Source organism: Belliella calami (assembly GCF_022549695.1).
Lineage (GTDB): Bacteria > Bacteroidota > Bacteroidia > Cytophagales > Cyclobacteriaceae > Belliella > Belliella calami.
On sequence record NZ_JAKZGS010000002.1, the window covers coordinates 497,039 to 523,742 of the forward strand.

General features: G+C 37.7%; 23 protein-coding genes. 11 read left to right on the forward strand and 12 right to left on the reverse strand.

The genetic code is table 11. The features are described 5' to 3' along the window. Nucleotide 1 precedes the first annotated feature (1 nt). Nucleotides 2-1,261, forward strand: a complete 1,260-nt coding sequence (locus MM236_RS04425; RefSeq protein WP_241273720.1) for a DNA-processing protein DprA — start codon at nucleotides 2-4, stop codon at nucleotides 1,259-1,261. 189 nt (nucleotides 1,262-1,450) lie between these two features. Here the strand turns inward: MM236_RS04425 and MM236_RS04430 are convergent, their stop codons facing one another. The 3 genes from MM236_RS04430 to MM236_RS04440 all read right to left on the reverse strand — a co-directional run bounded on the left by MM236_RS04430 (nucleotide 1,451) and on the right by MM236_RS04440 (nucleotide 9,904). Next, the gene (locus tag MM236_RS04430; RefSeq protein ID WP_241273721.1) at nucleotides 1,451-2,434 is read right to left on the reverse strand and encodes a GSCFA domain-containing protein; all 984 of its coding nucleotides are present in this window, start codon (nucleotides 2,432-2,434) and stop codon (nucleotides 1,451-1,453) included. A 982-nt stretch (nucleotides 2,435-3,416) separates the two neighbouring features. Further along, a complete protein-coding gene (gene purL, locus MM236_RS04435) occupies nucleotides 3,417-7,100 on the reverse strand; it encodes a phosphoribosylformylglycinamidine synthase (RefSeq protein ID WP_241273722.1) in 3,684 nt (1,227 codons plus the stop codon). 386 nt (nucleotides 7,101-7,486) lie between these two features. Then, entirely contained in the window at nucleotides 7,487-9,904 is a 2,418-nt protein-coding gene (locus tag MM236_RS04440) for an alpha-ketoacid dehydrogenase subunit alpha/beta (RefSeq protein ID WP_241273723.1), read from the reverse strand. Between the two features lie 441 nt (nucleotides 9,905-10,345). Here MM236_RS04440 and ald point away from each other — a divergent pair, with 441 nt between their 5' ends. After that, on the forward strand, nucleotides 10,346-11,464 hold the full coding sequence (gene ald, locus MM236_RS04445; RefSeq protein WP_241273724.1) for an alanine dehydrogenase: 1,119 nt from the start codon (nucleotides 10,346-10,348) through the stop codon (nucleotides 11,462-11,464). A 524-nt stretch (nucleotides 11,465-11,988) separates the two neighbouring features. Here the strand turns inward: ald and MM236_RS04450 are convergent. Genes MM236_RS04450 through MM236_RS04460 form a run of 3 tightly spaced genes read right to left on the reverse strand, consistent with a single transcriptional unit; the run spans nucleotide 11,989 to nucleotide 14,833 of the window. After that, on the reverse strand, nucleotides 11,989-12,597 hold the full coding sequence (locus tag MM236_RS04450) for a DUF6992 family protein (RefSeq protein ID WP_241273725.1): 609 nt from the start codon (nucleotides 12,595-12,597) through the stop codon (nucleotides 11,989-11,991). Between the two features lie 44 nt (nucleotides 12,598-12,641). Continuing rightward, the gene (locus tag MM236_RS04455; protein ID WP_241273726.1) at nucleotides 12,642-13,286 is read right to left on the reverse strand and encodes a LysE family translocator; all 645 of its coding nucleotides are present in this window, start codon (nucleotides 13,284-13,286) and stop codon (nucleotides 12,642-12,644) included. Beyond that, entirely contained in the window at nucleotides 13,283-14,833 is a 1,551-nt protein-coding gene (locus tag MM236_RS04460; protein WP_241273727.1) for a GH3 family acyl-acid amido synthetase, read from the reverse strand. The genes MM236_RS04455 and MM236_RS04460 overlap by 4 nt, the downstream gene beginning before the upstream one ends. A 103-nt stretch (nucleotides 14,834-14,936) precedes the next feature. On the opposite strand from MM236_RS04460, the gene MM236_RS04465 reads away from it, so the two are divergent. The 5 genes from MM236_RS04465 (at nucleotide 14,937) to MM236_RS04485 (ending at nucleotide 19,687) form a co-directional block, all read left to right on the forward strand. Continuing rightward, nucleotides 14,937-15,605, forward strand: coding sequence for a YggS family pyridoxal phosphate-dependent enzyme (locus MM236_RS04465; RefSeq protein ID WP_241273728.1), 669 nt, complete (start codon nucleotides 14,937-14,939; stop codon nucleotides 15,603-15,605). A gap of 568 nt (nucleotides 15,606-16,173) precedes the next feature. Beyond that, the gene (locus MM236_RS04470; RefSeq protein ID WP_241273729.1) at nucleotides 16,174-16,557 is read left to right on the forward strand and encodes a DUF423 domain-containing protein; all 384 of its coding nucleotides are present in this window, start codon (nucleotides 16,174-16,176) and stop codon (nucleotides 16,555-16,557) included. A 6-nt stretch (nucleotides 16,558-16,563) separates the two neighbouring features. Continuing rightward, a complete protein-coding gene (locus MM236_RS04475; protein WP_241273730.1) occupies nucleotides 16,564-17,877 on the forward strand; it encodes a D-alanyl-D-alanine carboxypeptidase/D-alanyl-D-alanine-endopeptidase in 1,314 nt (437 codons plus the stop codon). 57 nt (nucleotides 17,878-17,934) lie between these two features. Beyond that, nucleotides 17,935-18,978: a S66 peptidase family protein gene (locus MM236_RS04480; protein WP_241273731.1), complete on the forward strand. Its 1,044-nt coding sequence runs from the start codon at nucleotides 17,935-17,937 to the stop codon at nucleotides 18,976-18,978. Between the two features lies 1 nt (nucleotide 18,979). Continuing rightward, nucleotides 18,980-19,687, forward strand: a complete 708-nt coding sequence (locus MM236_RS04485) for an SGNH/GDSL hydrolase family protein (protein ID WP_241273732.1) — start codon at nucleotides 18,980-18,982, stop codon at nucleotides 19,685-19,687. A gap of 33 nt (nucleotides 19,688-19,720) precedes the next feature. Here MM236_RS04485 and MM236_RS04490 read toward each other — a convergent pair whose 3' ends face one another. The 5 genes from MM236_RS04490 to MM236_RS04510 all read right to left on the reverse strand — a co-directional run bounded on the left by MM236_RS04490 (nucleotide 19,721) and on the right by MM236_RS04510 (nucleotide 23,513). Continuing rightward, complete coding sequence (locus MM236_RS04490; protein ID WP_241273733.1) at nucleotides 19,721-20,233, reverse strand: hypothetical protein; 513 nt, start codon at nucleotides 20,231-20,233, stop codon at nucleotides 19,721-19,723. A 441-nt stretch (nucleotides 20,234-20,674) separates the two neighbouring features. Then, nucleotides 20,675-21,097, reverse strand: coding sequence for a type II toxin-antitoxin system VapC family toxin (locus MM236_RS04495; protein ID WP_241273734.1), 423 nt, complete (start codon nucleotides 21,095-21,097; stop codon nucleotides 20,675-20,677). Then, nucleotides 21,097-21,351 (reverse strand): DUF6364 family protein, encoded by a 255-nt coding sequence (locus MM236_RS04500; protein WP_241273735.1) that lies wholly within the window; start codon nucleotides 21,349-21,351, stop codon nucleotides 21,097-21,099. The genes MM236_RS04495 and MM236_RS04500 overlap by 1 nt, the downstream gene beginning before the upstream one ends. A 151-nt stretch (nucleotides 21,352-21,502) precedes the next feature. Further along, the gene (locus MM236_RS04505; protein WP_241273736.1) at nucleotides 21,503-21,895 is read right to left on the reverse strand and encodes a DUF1573 domain-containing protein; all 393 of its coding nucleotides are present in this window, start codon (nucleotides 21,893-21,895) and stop codon (nucleotides 21,503-21,505) included. A 169-nt stretch (nucleotides 21,896-22,064) separates the two neighbouring features. Further along, the gene (locus MM236_RS04510; protein WP_241273737.1) at nucleotides 22,065-23,513 is read right to left on the reverse strand and encodes an ATP-dependent DNA helicase; all 1,449 of its coding nucleotides are present in this window, start codon (nucleotides 23,511-23,513) and stop codon (nucleotides 22,065-22,067) included. Between the two features lie 22 nt (nucleotides 23,514-23,535). On the opposite strand from MM236_RS04510, the gene MM236_RS04515 reads away from it, so the two are divergent. The 4 genes from MM236_RS04515 to coaD are packed head-to-tail and all read left to right on the forward strand — an operon-like array spanning nucleotide 23,536 to nucleotide 25,978. Continuing rightward, nucleotides 23,536-24,039 (forward strand): NUDIX domain-containing protein, encoded by a 504-nt coding sequence (locus MM236_RS04515; protein ID WP_241273738.1) that lies wholly within the window; start codon nucleotides 23,536-23,538, stop codon nucleotides 24,037-24,039. A gap of 56 nt (nucleotides 24,040-24,095) precedes the next feature. Beyond that, nucleotides 24,096-24,677 (forward strand): hypothetical protein, encoded by a 582-nt coding sequence (locus tag MM236_RS04520; RefSeq protein WP_241273739.1) that lies wholly within the window; start codon nucleotides 24,096-24,098, stop codon nucleotides 24,675-24,677. Between the two features lie 2 nt (nucleotides 24,678-24,679). After that, nucleotides 24,680-25,507 (forward strand): DUF3822 family protein, encoded by an 828-nt coding sequence (locus tag MM236_RS04525; RefSeq protein WP_241273740.1) that lies wholly within the window; start codon nucleotides 24,680-24,682, stop codon nucleotides 25,505-25,507. 15 nt (nucleotides 25,508-25,522) lie between these two features. Next, a complete protein-coding gene (gene coaD, locus MM236_RS04530; RefSeq protein WP_241273741.1) occupies nucleotides 25,523-25,978 on the forward strand; it encodes a pantetheine-phosphate adenylyltransferase in 456 nt (151 codons plus the stop codon). Here coaD and MM236_RS04535 read toward each other — a convergent pair. Further along, a complete protein-coding gene (locus tag MM236_RS04535) occupies nucleotides 25,966-26,652 on the reverse strand; it encodes an NUDIX hydrolase (RefSeq protein ID WP_241273742.1) in 687 nt (228 codons plus the stop codon). The two genes, coaD and MM236_RS04535, sit on opposite strands and share 13 nt — an antisense overlap. Nucleotides 26,653-26,704: the final 52 nt, after the last annotated feature.

The following is a 26,704-nucleotide window of genomic DNA, read 5'->3' on the forward strand; positions in this document are numbered from 1 at the left end:
GATGATTTCCGAAAGAACAAAAGCCATATTACTACTCACCTCTTATCTATCAAAAGACCTAGATAAGGACACTAAACCTTTGACCATAACCGAATGGAATGAAGTGGTAAGGTGGTTAAGAAATGAGAAATTAGCACCAGAAGATTTACTTAGAGGAGATGTAGAGTCAGTTCTCAGTTCTTGGGTTGAGCATAAAGTTTCAAAACAGCGAATCGTAGATCTCTTGGACCGTAAAATGGCCTTGGCGCTAAAATTAGAAAAATGGACAAAAGCAGGAATATGGATAATCAATAGAGGTGATGCTGAATACCCTGAATCGATTAAAAACACTTTGAAAGATAAAATACCACCCATACTTTTTGGAATAGGCAATAAAGACTTGTTATCAAAAAATTATATAGGAATAGTTGGTTCTAGGAATATTGCAGATGAAGATATCCAGACTACAAAAACCATCGTCAGTCAACTGAATGAGCAAGGCTACGGGGTTATTTCTGGAGGAGCAAGAGGAATAGATGAACATTCCATGACAGGGATCCTCCAACTCAATGGATATGTTTTAGGAGTTCTCGCTGATAGTCTAATGAAAAAATCTTCTGACAACATATACAGAAAGTACATTATAGACAACAAACTGGTTTTATTGTCACCATACAATCCAGAAGCGGGCTTTAATGTTGGGAATGCTATGGGACGAAATAAATTGATATATATTCTTTCTAAAGCTACCATTGTAGTGAAATCTGAAACAAAGGGTGGCACATGGGAAGGAGCCAATGAAAACCTCAAGAACAAATGGGTACCATTATGGATTTCTGAGCCTGCTGATTTAAAAACTGTTAAAGGAAATTCAGAACTCGTAAAAAAAGGTGGGAGGTGGTTGCCAAAAAAATTCAACATTTCTACAATTATTCAAGCCCCAACAAGCTCCAGAGACAATCAAGGATCTTTATTTAGCAGTTATGAAAATAGCAAAAACCAAACTCACCATCAGGTAAACGAACCAAGTATTTCATTAGAAATGAGGAAAAAAAATAACTTATCTAATCAAAAAGAAAACCAAAATGAGTTATTTTTCAACTTTTTCATTGATCAAATTTCAAAAGTATTTGTTGATGAAGAGTTTCAAAAGGATGATATTTCTAAAGCTTTTGACTTAAATTCCAAGCAGTTAGATGAATGGTTAAAATTGGCAGTTGAGAGAGAATTGGTTGTTAAGAAATTGAAGCCGGTAAGATATAGGTTAAAGAATCAGTTTTAAACACTAAAATTTTTTGATACCTAAATTCACTCCAATTTCTCCATTGAATTTTTTTTGAAATTGTGTTTTTAACTTTCACTGAATTTGAAAGGAAGAATATTTTATTTACTGAAAATGCTGTACTTATATCGCCTGAATCAATTTAGGAAAAGTTAAATGCAAATTACAGCTCAATTTTTTAAGCCCCTCCTACTTCCTATGATCCACCTGTTTTCTTAACTGATCCATTTCTTTGGAAAAGTCGAAGGATCGGCTGAGGCGTTCGAGTTTCTTTTGGAGGTTTTCGAGGAACTTCATGTGGGCTGGGCTGTCGGGATTGAAAGGTCTGTGGGCGAGTTCCCTTCGGATGTTTTCTACTTCCACAATGGTCGGGTAGGTTTTGGAGTCTATCCATGAGTTCTTGAAACGCTCCCAGATATAATCCTCAGCCTGCTCTGTGGGGTGAATCATATCGGATTTGTAAAAACGATAATCTCGCAGTTCATCCATCATGATCTCGTAGCTCGGAAAATAATGTACAAAATCAAAAGATTCCGCTATGTCATTGCAAGCCAATCTCAAGAGGCTTTTGCTTAACTGATTTTCCGGAATACCATCTTTGGAATGGCGCACTGGACTGACTGTCAAGATGATGTTGACATTTGGATTAAACTCACGGTACATGTTGATGAAACCAATATACGTTTTGTGGATTTCGTCTAAGTTGAGGAGTCTTTTTTCAAACAGTCCCGAAGGTTGCTTATGGCAGTTGGCGACAATCTGACCGGAAGAACCATATTCATAAACCCAAGCTGTTCCAAAAGTGATGATCAAGTGACTGGCTTTTTCCAGTTGTGTTTTTGTCAGTTGCTGCTTTTTGTGGATCATTCTTTCGAGAGAGTCCTGACTATATCCCGAAATATCGGAGTGCATTCCAAAATGAAGGTACACGCCATCACGAACCAATACCATATCTGTATTGACCGGCATTTCGAGCAATGCATCTTCCAAAATCTGCGTGATGGAAATAGGATTGAAAATCGTCCCAAAAGGATTGTTTAGCACATTGAACTTTCTTTCATGGAGTTTTTCACCAATCATGGTAGAGAAACAAGAACCTACAGCAAACAACGAAGATTGGTGATCGATCTTCGGCTGGGCTTCGGGGATATCAAAAGTAGTAGTCCATTGCATGTCCTAAAATTAAGGAGAATCATTTGATATAGACAATTGTTGAGGAAAATTTATAGAGTAAGGTTGATTGAGGTTTGAAGTTGGAAGGTTTTGAAGTTGGAATGTTGAGGTTTATTTAGGGTTTGAACTTAATTGTACAAACACCGACCACAAAGTGGTCAAAATTCTAAATACTGTGGCCTTCGTGGTGAAGTCGAAGGTGAAACCTGTGGAAAATTATATTCCGAACTGGTGGTAAAAGATGATTAAACTCCTTTCGGAGTTGGTTGGGGCGACTCATTTGATTCTTTTTTCCCCGCATGGCAATGCGGGGCTAATCGAGGTTTAACTTCCCGTACCGATAGTCATCGACACGGGACAGGCTCTTCGGAGTTGACACTACACATGGGATTCTAAATTTTGATCTTCATATAGCAATATGGGGCTAATCAAGATTCATTTTACCGCAATCCTGCGGTAAAGGATCTTTCGAAAATGGTTTACTATCCTTCTTCTCAATATTGACAATCAACAATATAATACTTTACTTTCAACAGTTCCCGAACGGGAACAAATCTCGATTAGCCCCGAGTCGCCACTCGGGGTTAAAAAGATCAAATAACACACCCTAACAACTCCAGAAGGAGTTGAATTTAGACCATGATTAGCCAAGATTTGTACCCTTACATTATGCCTCCATAGACTGACCTTGGAAGTTGGGAGTAGAAAATAAAAGGTCTGTGAGGACACAAACCTAGGGAGTAGAGCAGGTCTGTGAGGACACAAACCTTGGATGTATAATCTAACCGTGGACTGTGTCCTCACAGTCCACACATTTAATGAAATACTTCAAGAAAAAAACAAAGGTCTGTGAGGACACAGACCTTGGGGATGAATTCTAATAACTATTTCACTTAATTTTCAATCAACTAATCAACCAATTAACTGATCACTTAATTCTCAATCAAACATCAACTGATCACTTAATCAACCAATTAACTAATCAACCATTCTCTTGCACCCAGTTAAATGCATTGACAAATGACTCTACCCATGGGGTGATTTCGTCGTCCATTCTTTCTGTAGCATAGTGTGGCCAGTTCCATGGCTTAAGGGAACGTTCGATATGTGGCATAATGGCTAAGTGCCTTCCGTCAGCAGATGCTATTCCTGCTACTGAATGGTCTGATCCGTTTGGATTTCCTGGATAAGCGTCATACGAATATTCCATACCAATATGATAAGCCGACTTTTCTTTCGGCAATGAGAATTTACCTTCTCCATGTGCTACCCAAACACCCAGTCTTTGGCCTGCCAAACTTTTGAACATCACCGTTTCGTTTTGCGGAATAGTCACATTCACGAATGACGACTCAAATTTATGGGATTCATTGTGAAGCATTTTTGGCTTGACATCATGCTCTGGCGTCACCAGACCCAACTCAACCATCAGCTGGCAACCGTTACAAACACCCAAACTCAATGTATCTTTTCTAGCATAGAATTTATCCAATGCCTGCTTTGCTTTTTCATTGTATAGGAATGCTCCTGCCCAACCTTTTGCAGAACCTAACACATCGGAGTTGGAGAATCCACCTACAAAGACAATCATCTGCACATCTTCCAAGGTCTCTCTTCCTGAGATCAAATCTGTCATGTGAACATCTTTGACATCAAAGCCTGCCAACCAAAGCGAATATGCCATTTCTCTGTCACCATTCACTCCTTTTTCACGAATGATTGCAGCTGTTTTTCCAGACTTTTCTTTTCTATATGGATTTAAGCTGAATGAGTCAAATGTCCCCTCCCATTCGGAATCAAATGTATAAGAAAGAGTCTGTGATTTATAATTTTCAAACCTCGCCAAAGCAAGCTTATCTCCTGACTGCTTTTTGTCCAACAAATAGGAAGACTTAAACCAGGTATCTCGCATTTCTGCAACATCCAACTCCATATCCAAGCCTGTCAATTCAACTTTTCCTGTCATATTCACAGAAGCCAAAGCCACGTAATCTATGCCATGATTCGCCAAGACTGCTCTTGCTCTCTCTGGATTCGCAACTTGAATCAGGACTCCAGGATTTTCTGCAAACAATGATTTCACAATATCATTTCCAGCCAACCTGTCGGTTTTCACCGTTAGCCCGACTTTTGAAGATGGGAAAGTCATTTCCAAAAGGGCAGTAATCAAACCGCCCGAAGAAATATCATGACCTGCTAAGACCTCCCCTTTTTCTATCAACTTCTGCAAAGTCATAAAGGCTTGACCAAAATAATGATTGTCAACGACATCAGGAGTTTCCGAACCTACTTTATTGAGGATTTGATGAAAACTGGAACCTCCAAGTTTTGGAGTATCTTTTGAAAAATCTATGTAAAACACCTTACTGCCATCGATTGGCTTCAAGTCTGGTGATACTGTTTTGTTGATATCAGAGCATTCTCCAATAGAAGAAATAATAACCGTCCCTGGAGAATAAACAACTTTCCCATCAGGGTATTTCTGTGTCATCGAAAGGGAATCTTTTCCTGTAGGAATATTCACTCCCAAATCTATCGCAAACTCACTGACAGCCTCCACTGCTCTGTAAAGTCTGTCATTTTCACCTTTGTTTTTGGCTGGCCACATCCAGTTGGCACTTAGGGAAATCCCCGCCAAACCATCTTCTATCGGCGCCCAAACCAAATTGGTCAATGCCTCAGCAATTGCCAATCTAGATCCTGCCTCTGGATTTGCCAAAGCAGCTACTGGTGCATGACCGATAGATGTTGCGATGCCTTTGTTGCCTGTGAAGTCAATTGCCATGACGGCGACATTGTTCAAAGGAACTTGAATCTCCCCTACTGTCTGCTGCTTGGCAACTCTACCTGTCACAGAGCGATCGACTTTATTTGTCAACCAATCTTTACAAGCCACAGCTTCGAGTTGAAGTACTTCGGAAATATATTGTTTTAGATTCTGAACTTCATATTCTGATTCAGCAAAAATTGCATTTCCTGAGTTGTCCTCTAATATTGTCTTCGGTGAGCTGCCAAACATGTATGAAAGATTCCAATCAACTGGCTTTTCTCCTGTATTTTGATTCTCGAATTTGAAGTGCATGTCTCCTGTAGTCTCACCTACTACATAAAACGGTGCTCTTTCTCTGGCGGAGATTTTCTGTAGCAGTTCCAGATTTTTCTCTCCTACGACCAATCCCATTCTTTCTTGGGATTCGTTACCTATGATTTCTTTGGAAGAAAGTGTTGGATCACCTACTGGCAATTGATCGATATGGATCGTACCACCAGTCGTCTCTACCAACTCGGAAAGACAATTCAAATGCCCTCCGGCTCCGTGGTCATGGATGGAAACGATTGGGTTTTCGTCAGATTCAGCCATGGCACGAATCACATTCATTACACGCTTCTGCATCTCAGGATTGGACCTTTGGATGGCGTTCAATTCGATGGCATTGGAAAACTCACCAGTCGCCACAGAAGAGACAGCACTTCCTCCCATCCCAATTCTATAATTATCACCACCCATGATGATGATTTTGTCTCCTTTTTCAGGATCATTTTTCTTACTATACTGACTTCTTGTGAATCCAACCCCACCAGCTAGCATGATCACTTTATCGAAACCATGCGCCTTACCATCTTCCTCATGCTCGAAGGTCAATACAGAACCAGAAATCAATGGCTGCCCAAATTTATTCCCAAAATCACTTGCTCCATTAGATGCTTTGATCAGGATGTCCATTGGGGTTTGGTAAAGCCATTTTCTTTCTGACAAATCCTTTTCCCAACTTCTTCCTTTCTCTGAGCGTGGATAAGAAGTCATATAAACTGCAGTTCCAGCCAATGGAATAGATGCAGTTCCTCCTGCCATCCTATCTCTAATTTCCCCTCCAGCACCTGTGGCAGCTCCATTGAATGGTTCAACTGTGGTTGGGAAATTATGAGTTTCAGCTTTGAGGGAAATGACTGTTTCTATGGTCTCAGGCTCAAAAAAATCAGGTTTATCCTGTGTTTTCGGCGCAAACTGCTGTGCTTTTGGACCTTTTACAAAGGCTACATTGTCTTTGTAAGCGGATACTATCCTATTTGGATGCCTTTTGGAAGTTTCTTTTATGAGTTGAAAAAGTGTTTTTTCTTTTTCTTCTCCATCAATGACAAAGGAGCCATTAAAGATTTTGTGTCTGCAATGCTCTGAGTTCACTTGGCTAAATCCAAAAACCTCAGAATCTGTCAAAGGTCTTTCCAACTGCTTGGAGACATTTTCTAGGTAATCCACCTCTTCTTGGCTCAATGCCAAACCTTCAGATAAATTATATGCTTTAATGTCTTTTACTTCTACGACTTTCTCCGGCTCTACATGAATATCAAAGATATCCTGATCCAAGCCATCATAAGCTGCCTGCAGCATTGGATCGATGCTATCATTGTCGGCAAGTGGAAAATACTCCTCTATTCGGACTATACCTTGTATCCCCATATTGATGGTGATTTCTACGGCATTTGTTGACCAAGGAGTGATCATCTCTTTGCGAGGTCCAGCAAATTTCCCTGAAACTTTATCTGACTTGATTTCTTCGGCTTCGCCAAAAAGCCAAATTAATTTTTCTATATCAGATTTTTGAATTGGATGTTTTGATTGTACTGCGTAAATAACCGCTTGTGGGGATTGGAAAAAGAGAATCATGTCCTGAGTTTTGGATGTCTTTTTTTAAGAAGTCTCAAAGGTACACAATTGAGGGAAAAGTATAAAGAAGAAATGAGGATTGGAAAATTGAAAGATTGTAAAATTTTTAGATTTTTGAGTAAGACTGACAGCCTATTGATTTAGGTTGATGCAATTGAATGTATTGCATCTGGATTTAATTTTAAAATTGGAAGAATAAAAATCTGTAGAGAAGAAGGTTTTAAAGTTAGGAGGTTTTAAAGTTTTAAGGTTGACTCAGGATTTTAGATAAGGGAATTAGGTAATTTTATATACGGAATGATAGCCGAAATTTGAGAAGAGAGTTTTCCTTGATCCAAAAAAGCCAGCAATAGTCAATTGCTGGCTTCACTAATTAAAATTTATCCTTAAATAATATTTGGATATTTTGATGGATTGACTTCATGCATCATTCCATATATTTTCTCTACAACATCATCGACAGATGGTTTGGAAAAATAATCTCCATCGGATGAATAAGCTGGTCGGTGAGCTTTGGCTGCAAGTGTAGCAGGTTCAGAATCTAAACTATAATATGCTTTTTGATCTTCTATAACTTGTTGCATCATAAATGCAGAAGCTCCTCCCGGTACATCTTCATCCGCAAAAAGAACCCTGTTTGTCTTTTCTATCGACTTTCCTATCACTCCTGTGGTATCGAATGGCAACAATGTCTGAACATCTATCACTTCGATACTTATTCCCATAGTCTCCAATTCCGAAGCAGCTTCCATAAGAATACGGCACATTGACCCATAAGTAACCACTGTCATATCAGTTCCTTCACGCAAGATCTCAGGAATACCTAAAGGCACCTTAAATTCTCCGATATTGTTTGGCATTCTTTCTTTCAATCTATAGCCATTCAGGCACTCAATCACCAAAGCAGGCTCATCAGCCTCCAAAAGGGTGTTATACATACCGGCTGCTTGTGTCATGTCTCTTGGAACACAAATCAAAATTCCCCTTAGTGAATGAAGCAACATTCCGATTGGTGAACCTGCATGCCATACACCTTCTAATCGATGACCTCTTGTCCTAACTATCAGTGGTGCTTTCTGACCACCTTTTGTCCTATACTGCAATGATGCGACATCATCCGCTAATGTCATCAATGCGTAATAGATATAATCCAAATATTGAATCTCAGCCATTGGACGCAAGCCACGAAGTGCTGCTCCAAGCCCTTGACCAATGATGGTGCATTCCCTAATACTCGTATCAGTTACTCTCAATTCGCCATACTTTGCCTGTAAGCCAGAAAAAGCCTGATTCACATCTCCAATTTTCCCTACATCTTCACCAAATGCAAAGAATCTTGGATCTCTCTCCAAAATAGAATCAAAGCAAGCCTGCAAAATCTCCCTTCCATCTACCAACGGAGCCTCTTCATCATAACTTGCTGATAACGCCTTTATATTTTCTACACTAAACTCGGACTGACTATACAAATGACTGTTGTAGCGATCCTCATTTAGCTTTTGTTGCTTTACGTACCATGATTTCAAGTCTGATTTAATTGATTCCGAATCCATCCTTGTAAGCCATAAAGCTCTCCTTACAGAGCTGATGACATCCTTTCTGATTGGGTTCAATGTTTTGCCCAATTCTTCAGCTACTTGAAGGATTGCAGTTTTATTTGAGGAATTTCCTGCTACTTCTTTTATCAAAGCAACCGCTTCTGTCAACTCGTTTTTTATACTCTCCGAGAAAGATTTCCAAGCTGCTTCTTTTTCGGACTTCACATATTGTTTCGCTTCTAGGTCAATCTTGTCGAGTATTTCTGGTGTTGCCACTCCACGCTCAATCAAGAACTCCCTATATTTCAATATACAATCATGGTTTTTTTCCCATTCTAGCCTTTCAGCTGATTTATATCTTTCGTGTGAACCAGAAGTCGAATGCCCCTGTGGCTGTGTCATTTCAATGACATGAATCATCACAGGCACATGCTCTTCACGTGCTATTCTTGCTGCATTTTCAAAAGCCCTATCCAACCCTTCATAATCCCAACCTTTTACCACAAATATTTCATAGCCTTTTTGATCATCGTTTCTCTGCAAGCCTTTTAAGATTTCAGAAATACTCCCTTTGGTGGTATGATATTCATTTGGAACAGAAATGCCATATCCATCATCCCATACAGATACTATCATCGGAACTTGAAGCACGCCAGCAGCATTGATGGTCTCGAAAAACATCCCTTCAGAGGTTGATGCATTTCCGATGGTTCCCCATGCCACTTCGTTTCCTTTACTAGAAAACTCCTTGAGTTCATGGAGATCTTTGTTTTCTTTAAATAGCTTAGAAGCATATGCCAAACCCAAAAGTTTTGGCATTTGTGCAGCTGTTGGGGAAATATCTGCAGATGAATTTTTCATCTCCGCAAGATTTTTCCATGTCCCGTTTTCATTCAAAGACCTGGTGGCAAAATGGCCATTCATCAACCTTCCGGCAGAAGCAGGATCTGCTTCCACGTCCGTATGGGCATAGAGCTGCGCAAAATACTCCTTGACAGTCAATTGATCGATGGCAAACATGAATGTCTGATCTCTGTAGTATCCCGATCGAAAATCTCCTTTCTTAAAATATCTTGCCATAGCAAGTTGAGCGAGTTCTTTTCCATCACCAAAGATCCCAAACTTTGCTTTTCCCATGAAAACCTCCTTTCTTCCCATTAGAGAAGCTTGACGGCTTTCTTGAATAATCCGATAATCGTTTAATAATTGCTCCTTATCAAGAGCTTTGGGGTTTCTATTTTTAGATAATGTTGCCACCTCTGTCATAATTTTGTAATCTTTAAAGCTATTTTGGGTCATTGCACTTGTCTTCCAAGCAATTCAAAAATAAATAATTTTGTTATCTATACAAACTCACAGACAGAATAATTTCCGAGAATTTCAATAATTTATTTTGATTATATTTATCAAAAATCTTTTAAAAAAAATAAAATTCTGAAAAATAAATATTTTCAAAATTAATCAAAGATGATAATGCCTATACACCAATGGAAATTACAGTCTTTAGAAATTGAATGAAAATATCAAAATTTTAAGTTTTTATTATCTAAATTTTAAAATTAAATTTAGAATTTCGTTTTATATAGAAATAAAATTTCAATTAAAGATCAATTTCTTATTCGGAACAAAATAAGTATGCTGATTTGAATGAGAATCCTATTCCATTATTATATTTGTCACAATTATTTCAACCCAAATTTACATGACATGATAATAGGTGTTCCTAAGGAGATTAAAAACAACGAAAACAGAGTGGCATTGACCCCTGCCGGTGCAAAAGAGCTTGTAAAAAGAGGTCATTCTGTGTTCGTTCAACATACTGCTGGAGAAGGCAGTGGATTTACTGATGATCAATATACTGAAGCTGGTGCAGCTATCCTTCCTACAATAGAGGAAGTATACTCAATAGCTGAGATGATCATGAAAGTCAAAGAACCAATCGAACCTGAATATAAACTGATCAAGGAAGATCAATTATTGTTTACATATTTTCACTTTGCCTCATACGAGCCTTTAACTAAGGCAATGATCGAAAACAAGTCTATATGTTTGGCATACGAGACTGTCGAGAAAGTTGACAGAAGCTTACCTCTATTGGTCCCAATGTCGGAAGTGGCCGGAAGAATGGCTATTCAAAAAGGTGCAAATTACCTTGAGAAGCCATTGGGAGGAAGAGGTATATTGCTTGGTGGTGTACCGGGTGTACTTCCTGCCAAAGTGATCATTTTGGGTGGTGGAATCGTGGGAACACAAGCTGCTTGGATGGCTGCAGGTCTTGGAGCAGATGTGACTATCATGGATGTCTCTTTGCAAAGAATGAGATACTTATCTGATGTCATGCCTGCCAATGTGAAGACGATGATGTCCAATGAATTCAACATCAGAGAAATGATCAAAGATGCAGATCTAATCGTTGGTGCAGTATTGATTCCTGGTGCTAAAGCTCCTCACTTGATCACTAGAGATATGTTGACAGATATGAAAAAAGGCGCTGTACTTGTAGATGTAGCTGTGGATCAAGGTGGTTGTATCGAAACATGTAAGCCCACTACGCACGAAAATCCAACTTATGTAATCGATGATGTAGTTCATTATTGCGTAGCAAACATGCCTGGAGCAGTACCTTACACTTCTACTTTGGCACTTACGAATGCTACACTTCCTTACGCAATCCAACTTGCTGATAAAGGATGGAAAAAAGCAGCTCAAGAAAACCCTGAGTTGGTTCTAGGGCTGAATGTAATCCATGGTGATATTGTATATAAAGCAGTAGCAGAAGCTTTTAACCTAGATTACGTACCAGTATCAAAATATTTGGCTGACTAATTAGCTGAAATAAAAAGTAATATGATTATCAGCAATCACACCAGTAGATGTATGATTATGCGAGTAAATTATCAACAGTCGATGGTCATCAGACCTCTGCTGGTAAAAATGAACTTCATACGTTGTTATAAATGGCTACTGGAGTAAAAGCCAAATTACTTAAAAAGTAAAAAAGCCACCTTGATGAAAATCAGGTGGCTTTTTTGATGCGAGAGACTGGAAGTATGTATCATGTAAAGAAAATAATTGACAATTTTTTCTTTCAAAAAAAGAAGTCTCACGTCCTGAAATTACTTGACACTTTTTTATACTTAACCTCTCGTTTTATAGGCAAGTCATTTCTACCAAAGGAGCCTGCCCCGTAGAATTACGGGGAGAAATCTCATACTGAATTTCACACTCCAATTTCAATTTTAACTTTCCAGTTTCAAATAGGGACGAGACCTCTCTCCCGAATGCTTTCGGGATCGAGGTGACTTAGCCTGTCGCATATCTCAATCTTGCGTCTCTTATCTCATCTTACCCTAAAAATTCATCACCAAACCAAAGCCATTGCCTGTAAATGCCAAATTTTCTACAATTTTAGGAAGCTCTTTGCCGTGGACATTGTGAAAAGCGTACTTGATTGCATCAAAACTCATCAGAAATGCCCCTTGCAAAATGACAGATTTACCGAATCCTGTCAGCTGCTCTTTTCCCAATCTTTTCCCTCTTTCAATCAGATAAAAACCTCCAGCTATGTACCCTATATCCAAAGCTGCATTCAGGAGTAAGATTTTTTCGATGCTGTATTGGGCACTCAGTGTCTCCCAAAACTCGGAACTTGGGGATTCTTTCATTGCAGCATAATAACCAAACCCTGCTATGGCTAAATTAACTGTGTTCCAATACATATTCATCTGATGAAAAGCCTTGGTTTCTCCGGATGTTCTTCCTGCCATCACCCCTCCCAAAACTATATTTCCAACCGCCCAAGATCCCAAGATCATCATCCCAGATTTGTTGTAATCTATCCTCACTTGATTGAATTCAGTCAATTGGGTCGGAATATCTTGCGCATCTGCAAAAGAGACAAAAACCATAAATACAAGGATCAATAAAATTGCTGGCTTAACATTCAATTCATTTTGCATAGTGTTTTTATTTTTAAAGTCTTTTGATAGAAAATTGTTTGAAATCAACCTCCCAACAGCACTTGCTTTTCGTAAGCAAACAAAATCAGTCTAGATCCGAAAATCACCAAAATCACAGCTACTACCCTATTCATATTGACCATGAATTTTTCAGTAACAAAAGGTTTAAGTTGCTTTGCAACAAAGGCTTTTAGCAGATCAATACCAAAAACTACGAATAAAATCCCGAAATAATATAAGAAGACATCAATATCTGTAAATGAATCCTTGAGGTTGACAACTCCAGCTATCGAAATCCAGAAAAGCAACACAAATGGGTTGATCCCATTGATACCAAACCCTTTCATAAAGGCAGTTCTTTTCTTGGGTCTTGTCAAAATTATCCCTCCAGTATTTGGCCTTTGTACTACTTTCTTGAAAAAAGTAACTATCCCAAACCCAATCAATACCGATGCTCCCGCATATCCCAATATTACTTCAAAGTATGGATTTTCGGCAAACAAACTTACACTGAAAAAAGTAGCCAAGACATAAACCAAATCACTGAGCAAAATCCCTGAGGCCAAAACAGCTGTATTTCTAAAACCATTCTGAATAGAATTCTGGATCAAGGTAAAAAACACCGGGCCTATCATCGCAGACAATAACAAGCCCATGCTGACACCTTCCAACAATGCATGAATACTCATCGATTGCTATTTTGTTCTTCCAAAAAATGTAACCAAGATGTCATCTTATCACCTTTGAGCACCCGTGGGAATTTGTTTTGTCCTCCTTCTTTTCCTTCGGACTTCAACCATGCATAGAATAATGAAGGAGAAATCAAATTTACATGAATCTCTTTCAAGGCATGCTTTCGCTCCACAGCATAATCGTCATTGAGCATACCGAGAACTTCATCCAACTTCACTTTCAAAAGCTCAAGATCGACCTTGTCTTCTGTTCCAAAAAACCAATGATGGGCAAACAAACTTCCATGCGGCTTCCCAAGAACTGTGAACTCCCTGATATCAATATCAAATTCATCTTCCAAAAGATTTATGGCTTTGTTCATATTATCTACTGACAAATGCTCACCACAAAGACTTAAAAAATGTTTGGTACGTCCAGTAATGATGATCTCGCTTTCCTCTTTGGATACAAATTTGATCACATCACCTATCAAATATCTCCAAGCTCCAGCACATGTACTGATCAGCAGTGCATATTCCTTTCCTTCTTCAATTTGATCTACATTCAATGTCTGGGCATTTTCTCTCACTTCTCCATTGGCATCAAAGTTTTGATCATTGAAAGGAATAAATTCGTGAAAAATCCCTGTATTTAATACTAAACGCATTGATTTTCTATCCGGCAAAGCCTGAAAAGCCATAAAACCTTCCGATGCTAAATAGGTCTCCATGTAAATCAATGGTTTGGCCAACAGCTTTTCAAACCCTTTTTGATAGGGTTGAAAAGAAACTCCGCCGTGAACAAAAATCTGCAAGTTTGGCCAAATATCATGAATGGTCTTTAGCTCATATTTTGTGATGATCTTTTCCATAAGGATTTGTAGCCAGGCAGGAACTCCCACAATGATCCCAATATCCCATTTTGGTGCATTCTGTACAATCTGATCCAGCTTTTGACCCCAATCCTTGTTTCTGGCAATCATTTTACCCGGCTTATAGAATCTTTGAAACCAAATAGGCAACCTCCCTGTGGTGATCCCACTCAAATCTCCAGCGAAGTAGGTACCATTAAACTCCAAATCTGTACTACCTCCAAGCATCAAGATACCTTTGGTATATAGATTGTCTGGAAGATCATATTTGGATAGTGTCAATATTTGTCTTACGCCAGTCTTTCTGATGGCTTTGACCATATCTTTTGAAATAGGTATAAATTTCGAGCTAGCCCCAGAAGTACCTGAGCTTAGAGCAAAATACCTGATAAAGCCTGGCCAGGTTACATTTTTCTCCCCGTTTTTTAGTTTATGCCACCATTCATTGTATATCTTTTCATAATCGTAAATCGGTACACTTTTGGAAAAACTTGAGTAGAACTCTTGGTTCTCCTTCTTGAAACTCTTCAAAATTTCCCCAAAACCATACTTTTTTCCAATTTCAGTTTTGGCTGATTTGATCAGAAGTTTTTGCAATGTTTGCTTTTGGAGGTCTATGGGGGTGCTCCCCTCTTGTTCAAGAGATTCCCTTAATCTGATCCCTTTTTTTAGTAATGTACCTAATATAGCCATATCTTTGTTTAGTGGTTAAAATTGGGTTATTGCATCAAAATTTCTCTTTCTAACGCTAAAACCAAATTTGGGTTAAAAGTAAATAATTGTCAAAATTAAAGTAATGAGTATAAAAGAAAACTTAATTGTAATAAAAAAAACATTTTCGAATACAGAATGCCTTCTCGTAGCAGTGAGTAAGACCAAACCGATCGAAGATCTGAAAGAAGCCTATGACGCTGGGGTTAGGGATTTTGGTGAGAACAAAGTTCAAGAATTGACTGATAAATATCCTCAAATGCCAGAAGATACACGATGGCATATGATTGGCCATTTGCAGCGCAACAAAGTCAAGTATATCGCACCTTTCGTACATTTGATTCATGGAGTGGACTCATTTAAGTTACTCAAAGAAATAAACAAGCAGGCAAAAAAAGCAGAAAGAACGATAGATTGCCTGATTCAAATCCATATTGCCAAAGAAGAAAGCAAATTTGGATTTGATGAAAAAGAGCTGGATGAAATGCTTTCAAGCGAAGAAATCAACACCCTTCAAAACATTAAAGTGATAGGTTTGATGGGTATGGCTACATTTACAGAAAAAGAAGAAATCATCAGAAATGAATTTAAAGGTCTAAAATCCCTTTTTGATAAGCTAAATACCAATAAATTGCCAGCAAATTTTGACTTGAAAGAAATCTCTATGGGAATGTCTGGTGACTACCTCATTGCTCAAGAAGAAGGTAGCACCATGGTGAGGATCGGTTCGGCGATCTTTGGTGGAAGAAGCTAGAAGTGAGAAGTGAGATATTAGACGCGAGAAGCGAGATTCAAGACTGGACTAAGTCACCTCGATCCCGAAAACATTCGGGAGAAGCTTGTCCCGCAGAATTGCGGAGAGGTCTCGTCCCTATTTGAAACTGGAAAGTTAAAATTGAAGTTGGGGTATGAAATTCAGTATGAGATTTCTCCACGTAATTCTACGGGGCAGGCTCTTTTAGTCGACCTGGTTTTAACAACCCTGAAGGGGTTGAACTTTAAATAACCCCGGGTCGCAACCCGGGGAATAAAGATGATCCAGGAGACAACAACCCCGAAGTGGGTTGAACTCCTCTAATTAAAACAAAAATGTGACAACTATTTTCAGAACGAGACAATGACTTGCCTATAAAACGAGAGGTTAAGTATAAAAAAAGCATAAATGAAACCAGAATGTGACAGATGTGAACTTCTTGGAACTTGGTACAACGTACTTTATACAGCCGAAAAAATCCAAAGATAAAAAAACTTGAACAACACAAAATCTCTTTCCATCCAACTTTGCAGCATTCAAATTTTCCAACATTACAACTTATTAAAAAATGAAAAACACAAAATACATACAACTTGCTGCAGTACTTGGCGCATTGGCAGTGGGAATTGGAGCTTTTGGAGCACACGGCTTGGAGGAAATCCTTACAAAAAATGGTCAAATAGATACTTTTGAAACTGGTGTAAAATATCATTTCTATCATACACTTGCTATAGCAATTGTAGGAGTACTAATCGTTAATTTTCCAAAAGCTAAACATTTAAGTTCCGCTGCATTCCTGTTTTTGGTAGGAATAATCATCTTCTCAGGATCATTGTACACCCTTTCGCTCACTGGAATTACTTGGCTAGGAGCTATTACTCCTTTGGGTGGTGTAGCATTTATATTAGGATGGATTTTCCTATTTTTGGGAGCCAGATCTTTAAATCAATAAATGTATATGTTTAGAATTTCTTTTTTAACCCTTCTTTTTCTCTACAGTTTCAATTTCGAATGCTCGGCACAATACGGGCATTTGGAAGATAGTTTAAGCAATCGCTACGAAAGGCTACATCAACTATTAGGTCCCAATTCATTTTTTGACAATCATCACAGTGGCTTCATGCTGTATGATTTGGACAGTCAATGGGTACATTATGAAAGAAACAGCCATATGAATTTCATTCCTGCTTCCACTACAAAGCTCTTTACATTCTATGCTTCGTTGATGGTGCTGAATAACAAGACAAATACATTTCGCTATGTCACCAATGGCAACGAAATTACAATTTGGGGTTCTGGCGATCCTTCTTGGAAATACGATATACTTCCACAGCCAAAAATCGAAGAATTCCTAAAACCTTACAGTAAAATTCTATTTTCAGATGCCAATTGGAAGGATACTCCATTTGGTTATGGTTGGGAATGGGATGATTATAATTATGCCTATTCTGCCGAAAGATCACCCTTTCCGGTCTATGGAAATGTTGTTACATTCAAGAATGTCAATAAATCTCCAATTGCCAATATTGCCGATTTTTCAAAATTGCTGACAAATGACAAATCCAGTTTCAATTCAGTTAGACGAGATTTTCATAGCAACACATTCTATTATAATCCAAAAACATTCACTCACCCAGCTCCTACGGTACCTTTTGTAACTTCCCCTGAAGTAAGTGTCTCTCTTTTGAGAAATATACTTCAGAAACCAGTAGAATTGGTTGCCACTCCCCTACCATCCAACAGCAAGGTATTCAATGGTGGATCTTTGAGGCCACTTCAAAAAGAAATGCTCCAAGAGAGTGATAATTTTATTGCTGAACAGATTCTTTTGATGGTATCAGATGAGCTTTTTGGAGAGCTCAACAATGAAAAAACGATAGATTACATTCAAAAAACATATCTTGCAGATCTTCCCGACCAACCCAAATGGGTAGATGGATCTGGGCTGTCTCGCCACAATCTTTTCACTCCAAGAAGCATGGTAAGGTTGATTGAAAAAATCGACAAAACAATGCCCCGAGATCAGTTGCTTAGTCTGCTTCCACAAGGGGGGATCAGCGGAACCTTGAAAAACAATTACAGAGCTTCAAAGCCTTATGTTTTTGCCAAAACAGGAACTTTGAGCAATAACCATGCTTTGGTCGGAATCATCAAATCAAAAACAAACAAATATTATGCTTTTGCCTTTTACAACAACAACTACCTGAACAAAGCCAGCGAAGTAAGGAGCGAAATGGAAAAAGTTTTGGTCTTTGTAAGGGATAATTATTAGTTTATTGTCAACAGTCAAAGGTTTAGGGAGTGGAAATAAGTTAAAAAAAACATTTTTATGAACAAGAGAAATTTTATCAAATCGTTGGGTCTTACACTTGGGGCTTTTCCTTTTCTTTCTTTGGACGAGAAAAAAACGAGTATATCAAATGAAAATTTACTTCTTCCTAAACCAATCAAGAAAGGTGATACTGTTGGCTTAATCAGCCCATCAGCTGCAACGGCTGAAAGGATACAATTTATGTTTGCACAGGAAGCTTTGGAAGCTCTTGGGCTAAAAGTAAAATTGGGTGAAAACCTTAAAAACAGAAGAGGTCACCTTGCTGGGACTGATGAAGAAAGAGCAGGAGATCTAAACAGCATGTTTGCAGATAAGGAGGTAAAAGCAATTATTTGTATCAGAGGTGGGTCTGGAGCTGCAAGAATTCTCCCAATGATCGATTACGAAATGATCAAACAAAACCCGAAACCACTTTTGGGATATTCGGATATTACAGCACTTCATCTTGCCATTCATGCCAAAACTGGACTGATCACGTTCCATGGGCCAAATGGCACTGGAAGCTGGAACAAGTTCAATGTTCAGCAATTTGAAAATGTTTTCTTCAAGCAAGAAAAAGTGACTTTTCAAAATGAAGTTGTCAAAGGAGACGATTTGGTGGTGAAAGCAAACAGAACAATTCCTATGATTTCTGGAAAAGTAGAAGGCAGAATTCTTGGTGGAAACTTGACCGTTTTGACTGCACTTTCGGGAACCCCTTACCTACCCGATTTCAAAGACAGTATTTTGTTTTTAGAAGATATCAGTGAAGATCCATACAAAATTGACCGCATGTTTAGCACCTTAAAGCTCAATGGCACCTTGGATCAAATCAAAGGTTTTGTATTTGGTCAATGCACAGATTGTACGCCGTCGGGTGGATATGGATCGCTTACTTTGGATGATGTTTTGGATGATTATATTCTTCCTTTGGGTGTTCCTGCATACAAAGGTGCCATGATTGGTCATATCCCAAAGCAATTTATAGTACCAGTAGGTGCAAAAGTATCACTCGATGCTGATCAAGGGACGATTTCGCTCTTAGAACCAATATTCGGATAAGATGAAAAATATTCCAAATTTCCTGATTATTACACTGATTCTCTTTCAATTTGGCTGTTCGGCAGTAAATACCCCAACAAAAAACTCTTCTATGGACAAGCAACTTACTTACCTAGCATTGGGTGATTCTTATACAATTGGTGAAGGTGTTGATGTAGCGGATCGCTATCCAAATCAAGCCATCAAGCTACTTGCTAATGACAAGCTTTTGTTTGAAAACCCCAAAATCATTGCAAAAACAGGTTGGACAACTGATGAATTGGCAAAGGGTATAAATGAAGCAGGTATTAAAGGTCAATCATTTGATTTGGTCACGCTTCTTATCGGAGTCAACAATCAATATAGAGGAAGGGCCATTGATAATTACAGAGAAGAATTTACAGACTTACTTCAAAAAGCGATTCAATTTGCAAAAGGAGATAAAAATCACGTGGTAGTTATTTCTATTCCAGATTGGGGTATTACACCATTTGCAAAAGAAAAAGAGGCTGATCAGGAAAAAGTAGCCCAAGAAATAGACCTTTACAACCAAGCAAAAAAAGCTATTTGTGATGAAATGGGAATTGCCTATATTGACATCACTGAGCACTATAGAATCCACGGAATGAAACCTGAGTCAGTAGTCTCAGACAATCTCCATCCAAGCGGAAAGATCTACAGGCATTGGGCAGAGGGGCTTGCGGAAGTGGTGAGAGGGATGGAGTTTTAGTATTCTTGTTAAAAAATATCTCCTCTCAAAAACCTAATTGACTCTATCTACTATAATTTTACTGAGTCCCTTAATATGTCTTCTGCCGGTTTTGAAATCAGATGGAGTTAGTATTAATATTCGCTCAGTCATTTCCATTAATTCTTTTCCATCTCTAGAAGTAATCAAATATAAATTGTCCCCAGTTGGTGAATTGAAAATTTCATTCCAAGAAAAAACTACTTTGTAACCATCAGAAGCTACAAAATTTAGAAAAAACTCACTGTACAATTTAGGGTTTTCTTCTTGGAGCTCCATCTTTGTTAGTAAATCCTTCACCAAAATTCCTTTCAACTGCTTAGCAGTTCCACGCATTTCGCCAATATGATTTTTAATTTCAACATCACTAATCTCGCGTGAATCAAATTTGGAAAAATCAGAATAATCGAATTTCAGTTCTTTTTTCACTAATCCTATCACGACAAATTCAGTAGAAGGCTGATCTCTTTTCTGCCCATAAACATTTAAAGAAAAGGATAATAACAATAAGAAAACTATTTTTTTCATTTTGGATAAAATAATTAATGATTACATCTTTTAAGACCAAAAATGGTCAATCAAATTTCTAAATAAAGTGGATTATTGTTTTAAAACCTTTTTGATAATTGATTCAATAAAAGATTAATATGATTATCCGCAATTACACCATAAGGTAAATAAAACAATTGGATCCAGCGGATAATCGTCGACGGATGACAGTCGACAGTCGACAGCAGCTGAATTCAAAGTTTGTACCTAATTAAATATGGGTACTGGTTTGAAAGCGGATATTCATAAAGATTAAATTAAAACACCTCATTTTGAATGCCTATCATTAAACAAAAAGCATATGAACAATAATTAAATTATCACACAAAACAAAATTATCATAAAATTTCAAATCGTGGATATAGGTTTTGATATTTTTCCGACTATTTACAATCCTGATTAAGAAAACAAAGATCAACCTTATTCTACACCTCTACCTTTTAGATACATCTCTGGAGACAAAACAGCAAGCTTGCTTTCCTTAAAATCCTTGATGTTTCTGGTGATAATTATATTAATCTCCCCATTTTCAATAGCTGAAAAATTCTGCAACGCATCTTCGAAGTCTTTGAAATCCGAGTTTAGTGCTCCAAAAACCACTTCCTTGTCCATTCTTACTATTTCAATTACATTTAAAAGTTGTTTAATTTTCTCAACTATTATCTCATGCTTGGCTGATTTTCTAAGCATATAATAGACATTGCAGATAATCACAGGTGTTGTGAATCCTATTACTTTATTTTCTTCACATAAATTGAGAATCTCAGCGGCAAATCCTGCGAATGGTTCACGGTCGAAAAAAAAATCCAATATTACATCGGTATCAATTAGAACTTTATCCATTAGCTGTATTTTTCATTTATTCTGTCTCTAAGCTCCTTTTTATAATCCATACCTTCTTTTGGCAATTTGAATGACCCCTTCAATGATTTTACGATTGGACTTAGCTTTTTATCCTTTTCTTGACTATCTACTTTGGTCAAAGTTTTCAGATAGTTTTCAATCACATCTGACAAACTACGGTTTTTTGCTTTTGCATATTCCTTAGCTCTCTTGATTACTTCCTCTTCTATTGTCAATGTCAGTTTGATATTCATCGCATCAGGTTATATTGTTCTATTTCAAATATAAGAATAATTCCAAAATACGTGTGTATTTAAAAACAAAAACACGTTTGCTCGAATTAATTTCAAACAAAAAAAACAGACCCAATTACGAGTCTGCTTTTTTAATGATTTTTCGGTTTGTTTATCTTCCTTTTGGAAGGACGTTTGAGATCAGGGATACCTTCTCGATTGGTTCTGCTGCGTTTGAGTAAACCCTTACTACAGAGTTTTGCTTGCCCATTTTTCCAGCAGAATTGAATACTACTTTCATCTCACCTTTTTCTCCTGGAGCTATTGGTGTTTTAGGCCAGTTAGGTGCTGTACATCCACAAGTTACGGCTACATTGGAAATGACTAAAGGTGCACTACCGGTATTTTCGAATACGAAGGTGTGTTCTACCTTGTCCCCCTGGGTGATATCCCCAAAGTCAATTGATTTTTCTTTGAAGATAATTTCCGCACCATCTTTTTTCTCTTGAGCTTGAACCGCTACCGCGAAAAAAGCCATCACCATAAACAATACTAACTTTTTCATTGATCTATTTTTTATTATTTTGTTAATTTTTCTAAAGATATCTAAATGTTGTTCTATAATTTTTATTCAACAAGTATCATAAGGTTAAAGTTTATAAGGTTAAAAGTTTAGTAAATCCTGACTTATTAACCGATCCACAATTCACCTAATCAACCAATCTCTAATTTAACTATTCAACTAATTCACTAGAATCTGAATTAAGATAAAATCTCGGGTGAAAGTTCACCATAAAGACTTCTTTTGTCGCTCGGGTCACTGCTGTGTAGAGCCATCTGATGTATTCATGATCAACTTGCTCTTCTGTGAGATAGCCTTGATCGACAAATACAGCAGCCCACTGCCCCCCTTGTGATTTGTGACATGTCAATGCATATGCAAACTTTATTTGCAAGGCTGAAAGATAAGGATCTTTTTTGATCAAATCCATCCTTTCTGTTTTATTGGCTACATCGGCATAGTCTTCTGATACCTGCTGGTAGAGACTTTTATATGCTTCCGGACTCAGAGAGGGCGTCGGACTGTGCAATGTATCCAATATGACTTTTGCTTCGAAATTAGGCTCCTCAGGATAATCTATCAACCTCAGCTCCAATGTCGCAAATCTCAAGCCATATAATTCTTCAAAAGAACGAATTTTTGCAACTTCTACAAAATCTCCATTGGCTAAAAAATTCACCTTATCAGAATCTGCCATATAGGTGTAATTATTTTTTACAATCATCAGCATATCTCCTGCAGAAATCTCTTCTTCATAGAAATGGATTGTCCTCCTGATATACTCGTTGTATTGCACTGCCATTTTATTTGAGCGGGTGATGATGATGGTATTTTCCACATCATATTTGCCATAAGCATACCGCAAGCCATCTTCCAATCTTTCCCCTGTCATTTTGAAAAAATCTTTAAACCCTTTGGTTGAAAAACCTATCACAGGCTTTTCTTTCAATACCTCTCCTCGAAGAAGTGTCGCATTATATAGAATACCAGAGTTCAACTGTTGCCGCATTACTTCCCTCAGTTCTGTATCTTCTACAGCCAGTCGAAAATTCCGAATCAAATAACTCTTGTCCAGAGCTGGACTTTGTGTACTACCAACTGGTGGAAGCTGTGCGGTATCGCCCACTAGTAAAAGTCGATTTGTCGATTCTTGAAAAACATACCGAACCAAATCCCTCAACAAGCTTCCTGCCCCATCATCTGCAAGCATGGAAGCTTCATCTATTATAAATACGGTATTTTTGTAATAATTTTTCATCAAATCAAACCCCATAGACAATTCTGGCGAATTGCCTTTTGGTCTATAGATGATTTTGTGGATAGTAAAACCTGATTTTCCTGAATAGTTGCTCATTACCTTTGCTGCACGACCGGTAGGTGCCAGTAGCAGGGATTTCATATTCAACCTAGGCAAAGATTTCACCAAAGCAGAGATGACAGAAGTCTTCCCTGTACCTGCATAACCGCGCAAGATGAAAGTTAGGCCTTCCTTATTTTCTTGATTTAAGAAATTATCCATTTTTTGAAAAAATGTATTTTGCCCCGAAGTAGGTTCATGCGGAAAATTTCTTTGGAGTAAAATAGAAGGCTTTGTTTGGACTTGCTTATCTTTATTGTTCATTTGTCACGAATCTAAGTCAATTATGACGAAATTGGAAAAAGAAATTGAGGAGAAATTTGGCGGAAGGCTTAGAACAAGAGTAAATGGTGTTTTGATCCAAAATGAAAAAATTTTGCTACTCAAACATAAAATGGGGGGAAACAAGTACTTTTGGAGTGTTCCCGGTGGTGGGATGAAGTATGGGAGTTCGGCTACTGAAAATCTGAAAAGAGAATTTTTGGAAGAAACAGGGTTAGAAATAGAAATTAAAAGGTTTATTTGTACTTCAGAACATTTAGCTCCTCCACTCCATGCCATAGAACTCTTTTTTGAGGTAGAAGTCACAGGCGGCGAATTCAAAATGGGAAAAGACCCAGAGCTCAGTGATGAGTTTCAATTGATCACAGAAATGAGGTTTTTTGACATTGAAAATATTGCGTTTATCAAAAAAGAAGAGAAACATCACTTATTTTGGGGAATAAAATCACTCAATGATGTGAGAATATGGAAAGGATATTTTAATTTTGAAAATAATTGTCTAAAATAGCACTTTGAAATTTATAGCACCATCAACCTTATTTAGCAGATTAAATCAATCCGAAAATGACATTAACTAGAATTTTATCGATTGTGTTCTTACTAGGGGCACTTTACCTAGGTTACAGACTTTACGACTCTGTGGACAGTGTAGTAGAAGAAGAAAAAAGAATAGCCCAAACGGAAGCTAGAATCATTGAAAAGCTGCAGATGCTTAGAGATGCCCAGCTTGCCTATGTGGCAACTAACAAGGAATATGCGGGGAATTGGAATGAATTGAAAAAATTCATCCAAGACGGTGAAATTTGGTTAGTTCAAAGAAAAGAAACTACGACTTTATTGGATTATGGTAAAGAGGAAACTACTGTTTCATTTGATACTTTGGGTTCAGTAAATGTTATGGATTCCCTTTTCAACACGAGGAAGTATCCTGATTTCAACCTTGAAGCATTGAATGTGGTTCCTGGTTCAGGAGGTAAGACTTTTGAATTCTTTGCTGACAAAGTAGAAAGAAACCAAAGAGAAATTCCTGTATTCGAAATCAGAGATCCAGAACCAGTAAATCCAAAAAGGCAAGCTAACAACAAAGAGAAAGCTTTGAGAGTGGGTTCAAGAACTGATTCGTCTACTGCTGGTAACTGGGAGTAATCTTGGCTGACTCTGTAGAAAATATTCAAGAAAACATTTACAGCGATAAATTTGACACTTCTTCGGTGTCAAGTTTATCGCTTTTCTTGTTTGATGAAAAATACATCCTGCTAGCCAAAGATGTAAATAATCAAGTTTCAGCTATTCATCAAAAATTCTTTTCTGATCTCAAATCATTGCAATTTGTATTGGAAAGGGATAAGCTTTTTGCAATAGCTGTACCTACCAAAATCTTCCTTTTTCATAAGTCATACGCACTAATTCCGGGTGTGATTTTTGAAGCTAACCACGTTGATTTATACTTGGATTTTTCTGACAAAAGTTCTCAGGAAATCAGCTTTTTGTATTCGAGCCTGGATAGCAACAATATATATGTAGTTTCCAAAATTGAAAACAACCTTAAAAGCACATTTGAAATAAACAAAACCAAAATCACCTATCATCATGGATCCTGTTCTTTTCTTTCCTATGCTTTGGCAAATAAGAACAGTTATCTAAATCAAGAAGTATTGATCTCTGTTTTTGGTCAGAATTTTTATATTGCAGCATTCAAAAATCAGGAATTGGCATCTTTCAATGTTTTTGAAACAGAAAACAAAGAAGGCTTGATGAAGTATCTGTTTGGAGTTACTCATCAACTCGATTTTGATAGGAAATATTGCAGAATATCACTCATGGGCGAATACTCACAAATGGGCATTGATCAGGAATTTGGCAATACCTATTACAAGAATTTTGTTCTTACCCAACCCACTCCAAACCAACAATACTTAGAAGGTGCGGAAATCTTTAAAAACTCAAACTTCTTTGAAGGATTTTGGGAGTTTTAACATCCAATTTCAATTATGAAAAAAACAGCCATTTTCCCAGGTTCATTCGATCCTTTCACCAATGGGCATCATGATATTGTATTAAGAGCTCTTAATATTTTTGACAAAGTAATAATTGGTATTGGATATAATTCATCCAAAAAGAATAGATACTTTGACATCGATATGATGGTCGAGAAAATCAAAAGTGTCTATCGAGAAAATCCAAGGGTAGAAGTTATTGTCTATAACGAGCTTACTGCTACACTGGCAAAAAAGCATAAGGCCGGTTTTTTGGTAAGAGGGCTAAGAAATACGACAGACTTTGAGTATGAAAATACGATCAGTCACATGAATAGAAATCTCAACCCCGACCTAGAGACTGTTTTTTTGATCACCTCGCCTGATTATGCAGCTATCAGCTCCACCATCATTAGAGAAGTCCACAGGTTTGATGCTGATATCAACAAATACTTACCTTACGAAGTCTGAACCTTCGGCATCATCTTCAAAAATCTTTTGTACAGATAACGCATAGATGGATAAGAGTTAACCAGAGCTATTTTTGCTTCGTGGTGCAAAAGCCATCTTATATCCTCTATACCTTCCTCACGCTGAGGCTTCATTTCTTTATCGTTGGTATTCTCCATCGCAAACCAATAGGTTTTCTTCAGAATGCTTTTCCTATTGTGGGTATATGTGTGCCAGGTTTTGCAGACTTCCTTTCCGATCTTTACCTGAATAGCACATTCTTCTTCTACCTCTCTAACAGCGCACTCCTCTGGACTTTCACCTTTTTCAAACTTCCCTTTTGGTAGGTCCCATTTTCCTAGGCGGTGAATAAACAAAACCTTATCTCCTTTCGTCACAACCCCTCCAGCAGCTTTGATGATCGTAAATCTACTTTTGATAAATTTCTTTGTAGCTTCCTTGTCTTTTGTCACCAAAACCACAGAGTCGAGATTTTTTAGTTTTCTAGTCCTCATCAAATAGAGCAATTTGATAATGATGTCTTTAGAAGGATTTGTGATCAATACATCATCGTGAAAATCTATCGTAGAAGGCAGATCAGCTGGGTTCTCATAGATGCACTCAAATGTCCTATCATCTGATAATTCTTGCGGACTAAGAATGTCCAAAGGCTTGTCATTAATAAAAATCTTCATGGTGTGGGATATTTTTACCAATAGCGTTTACATACAAATCCAAAAATGCAGA

Coding starts and splice junctions, on each gene's coding strand:
- MM236_RS04430 (WP_241273721.1), bottom strand. CDS start 2,434: ATGCAATGGACTACTACTTTTGATATCCCCGAAGCCCAGCCGAAGATC.
- purL (WP_241273722.1), bottom strand. CDS start 7,100: ATGATTCTCTTTTTCCAATCCCCACAAGCGGTTATTTACGCAGTACAA.
- MM236_RS04440 (WP_241273723.1), bottom strand. CDS start 9,904: ATGACAGAGGTGGCAACATTATCTAAAAATAGAAACCCCAAAGCTCTT.
- MM236_RS04500 (WP_241273735.1), bottom strand. CDS start 21,351: ATGAATATCAAACTGACATTGACAATAGAAGAGGAAGTAATCAAGAGA.
- MM236_RS04490 (WP_241273733.1), bottom strand. CDS start 20,233: ATGAAAAAAATAGTTTTCTTATTGTTATTATCCTTTTCTTTAAATGTT.
- MM236_RS04505 (WP_241273736.1), bottom strand. CDS start 21,895: ATGAAAAAGTTAGTATTGTTTATGGTGATGGCTTTTTTCGCGGTAGCG.
- MM236_RS04450 (WP_241273725.1), bottom strand. CDS start 12,597: ATGCAAAATGAATTGAATGTTAAGCCAGCAATTTTATTGATCCTTGTA.
- MM236_RS04485 (WP_241273732.1), top strand. CDS start 18,980: ATGAAAAATATTCCAAATTTCCTGATTATTACACTGATTCTCTTTCAA.
- MM236_RS04520 (WP_241273739.1), top strand. CDS start 24,096: ATGACATTAACTAGAATTTTATCGATTGTGTTCTTACTAGGGGCACTT.
- MM236_RS04480 (WP_241273731.1), top strand. CDS start 17,935: ATGAACAAGAGAAATTTTATCAAATCGTTGGGTCTTACACTTGGGGCT.
- MM236_RS04470 (WP_241273729.1), top strand. CDS start 16,174: ATGAAAAACACAAAATACATACAACTTGCTGCAGTACTTGGCGCATTG.
- MM236_RS04535 (WP_241273742.1), bottom strand. CDS start 26,652: ATGAAGATTTTTATTAATGACAAGCCTTTGGACATTCTTAGTCCGCAA.
- MM236_RS04475 (WP_241273730.1), top strand. CDS start 16,564: ATGTTTAGAATTTCTTTTTTAACCCTTCTTTTTCTCTACAGTTTCAAT.
- ald (WP_241273724.1), top strand. CDS start 10,346: ATGATAATAGGTGTTCCTAAGGAGATTAAAAACAACGAAAACAGAGTG.
- MM236_RS04495 (WP_241273734.1), bottom strand. CDS start 21,097: ATGGATAAAGTTCTAATTGATACCGATGTAATATTGGATTTTTTTTTC.
- MM236_RS04460 (WP_241273727.1), bottom strand. CDS start 14,833: ATGGCTATATTAGGTACATTACTAAAAAAAGGGATCAGATTAAGGGAA.
- coaD (WP_241273741.1), top strand. CDS start 25,523: ATGAAAAAAACAGCCATTTTCCCAGGTTCATTCGATCCTTTCACCAAT.
- MM236_RS04510 (WP_241273737.1), bottom strand. CDS start 23,513: ATGAACAATAAAGATAAGCAAGTCCAAACAAAGCCTTCTATTTTACTC.
- MM236_RS04515 (WP_241273738.1), top strand. CDS start 23,536: ATGACGAAATTGGAAAAAGAAATTGAGGAGAAATTTGGCGGAAGGCTT.
- MM236_RS04455 (WP_241273726.1), bottom strand. CDS start 13,286: ATGAGTATTCATGCATTGTTGGAAGGTGTCAGCATGGGCTTGTTATTG.
- MM236_RS04465 (WP_241273728.1), top strand. CDS start 14,937: ATGAGTATAAAAGAAAACTTAATTGTAATAAAAAAAACATTTTCGAAT.
- MM236_RS04425 (WP_241273720.1), top strand. CDS start 2: ATGATTTCCGAAAGAACAAAAGCCATATTACTACTCACCTCTTATCTA.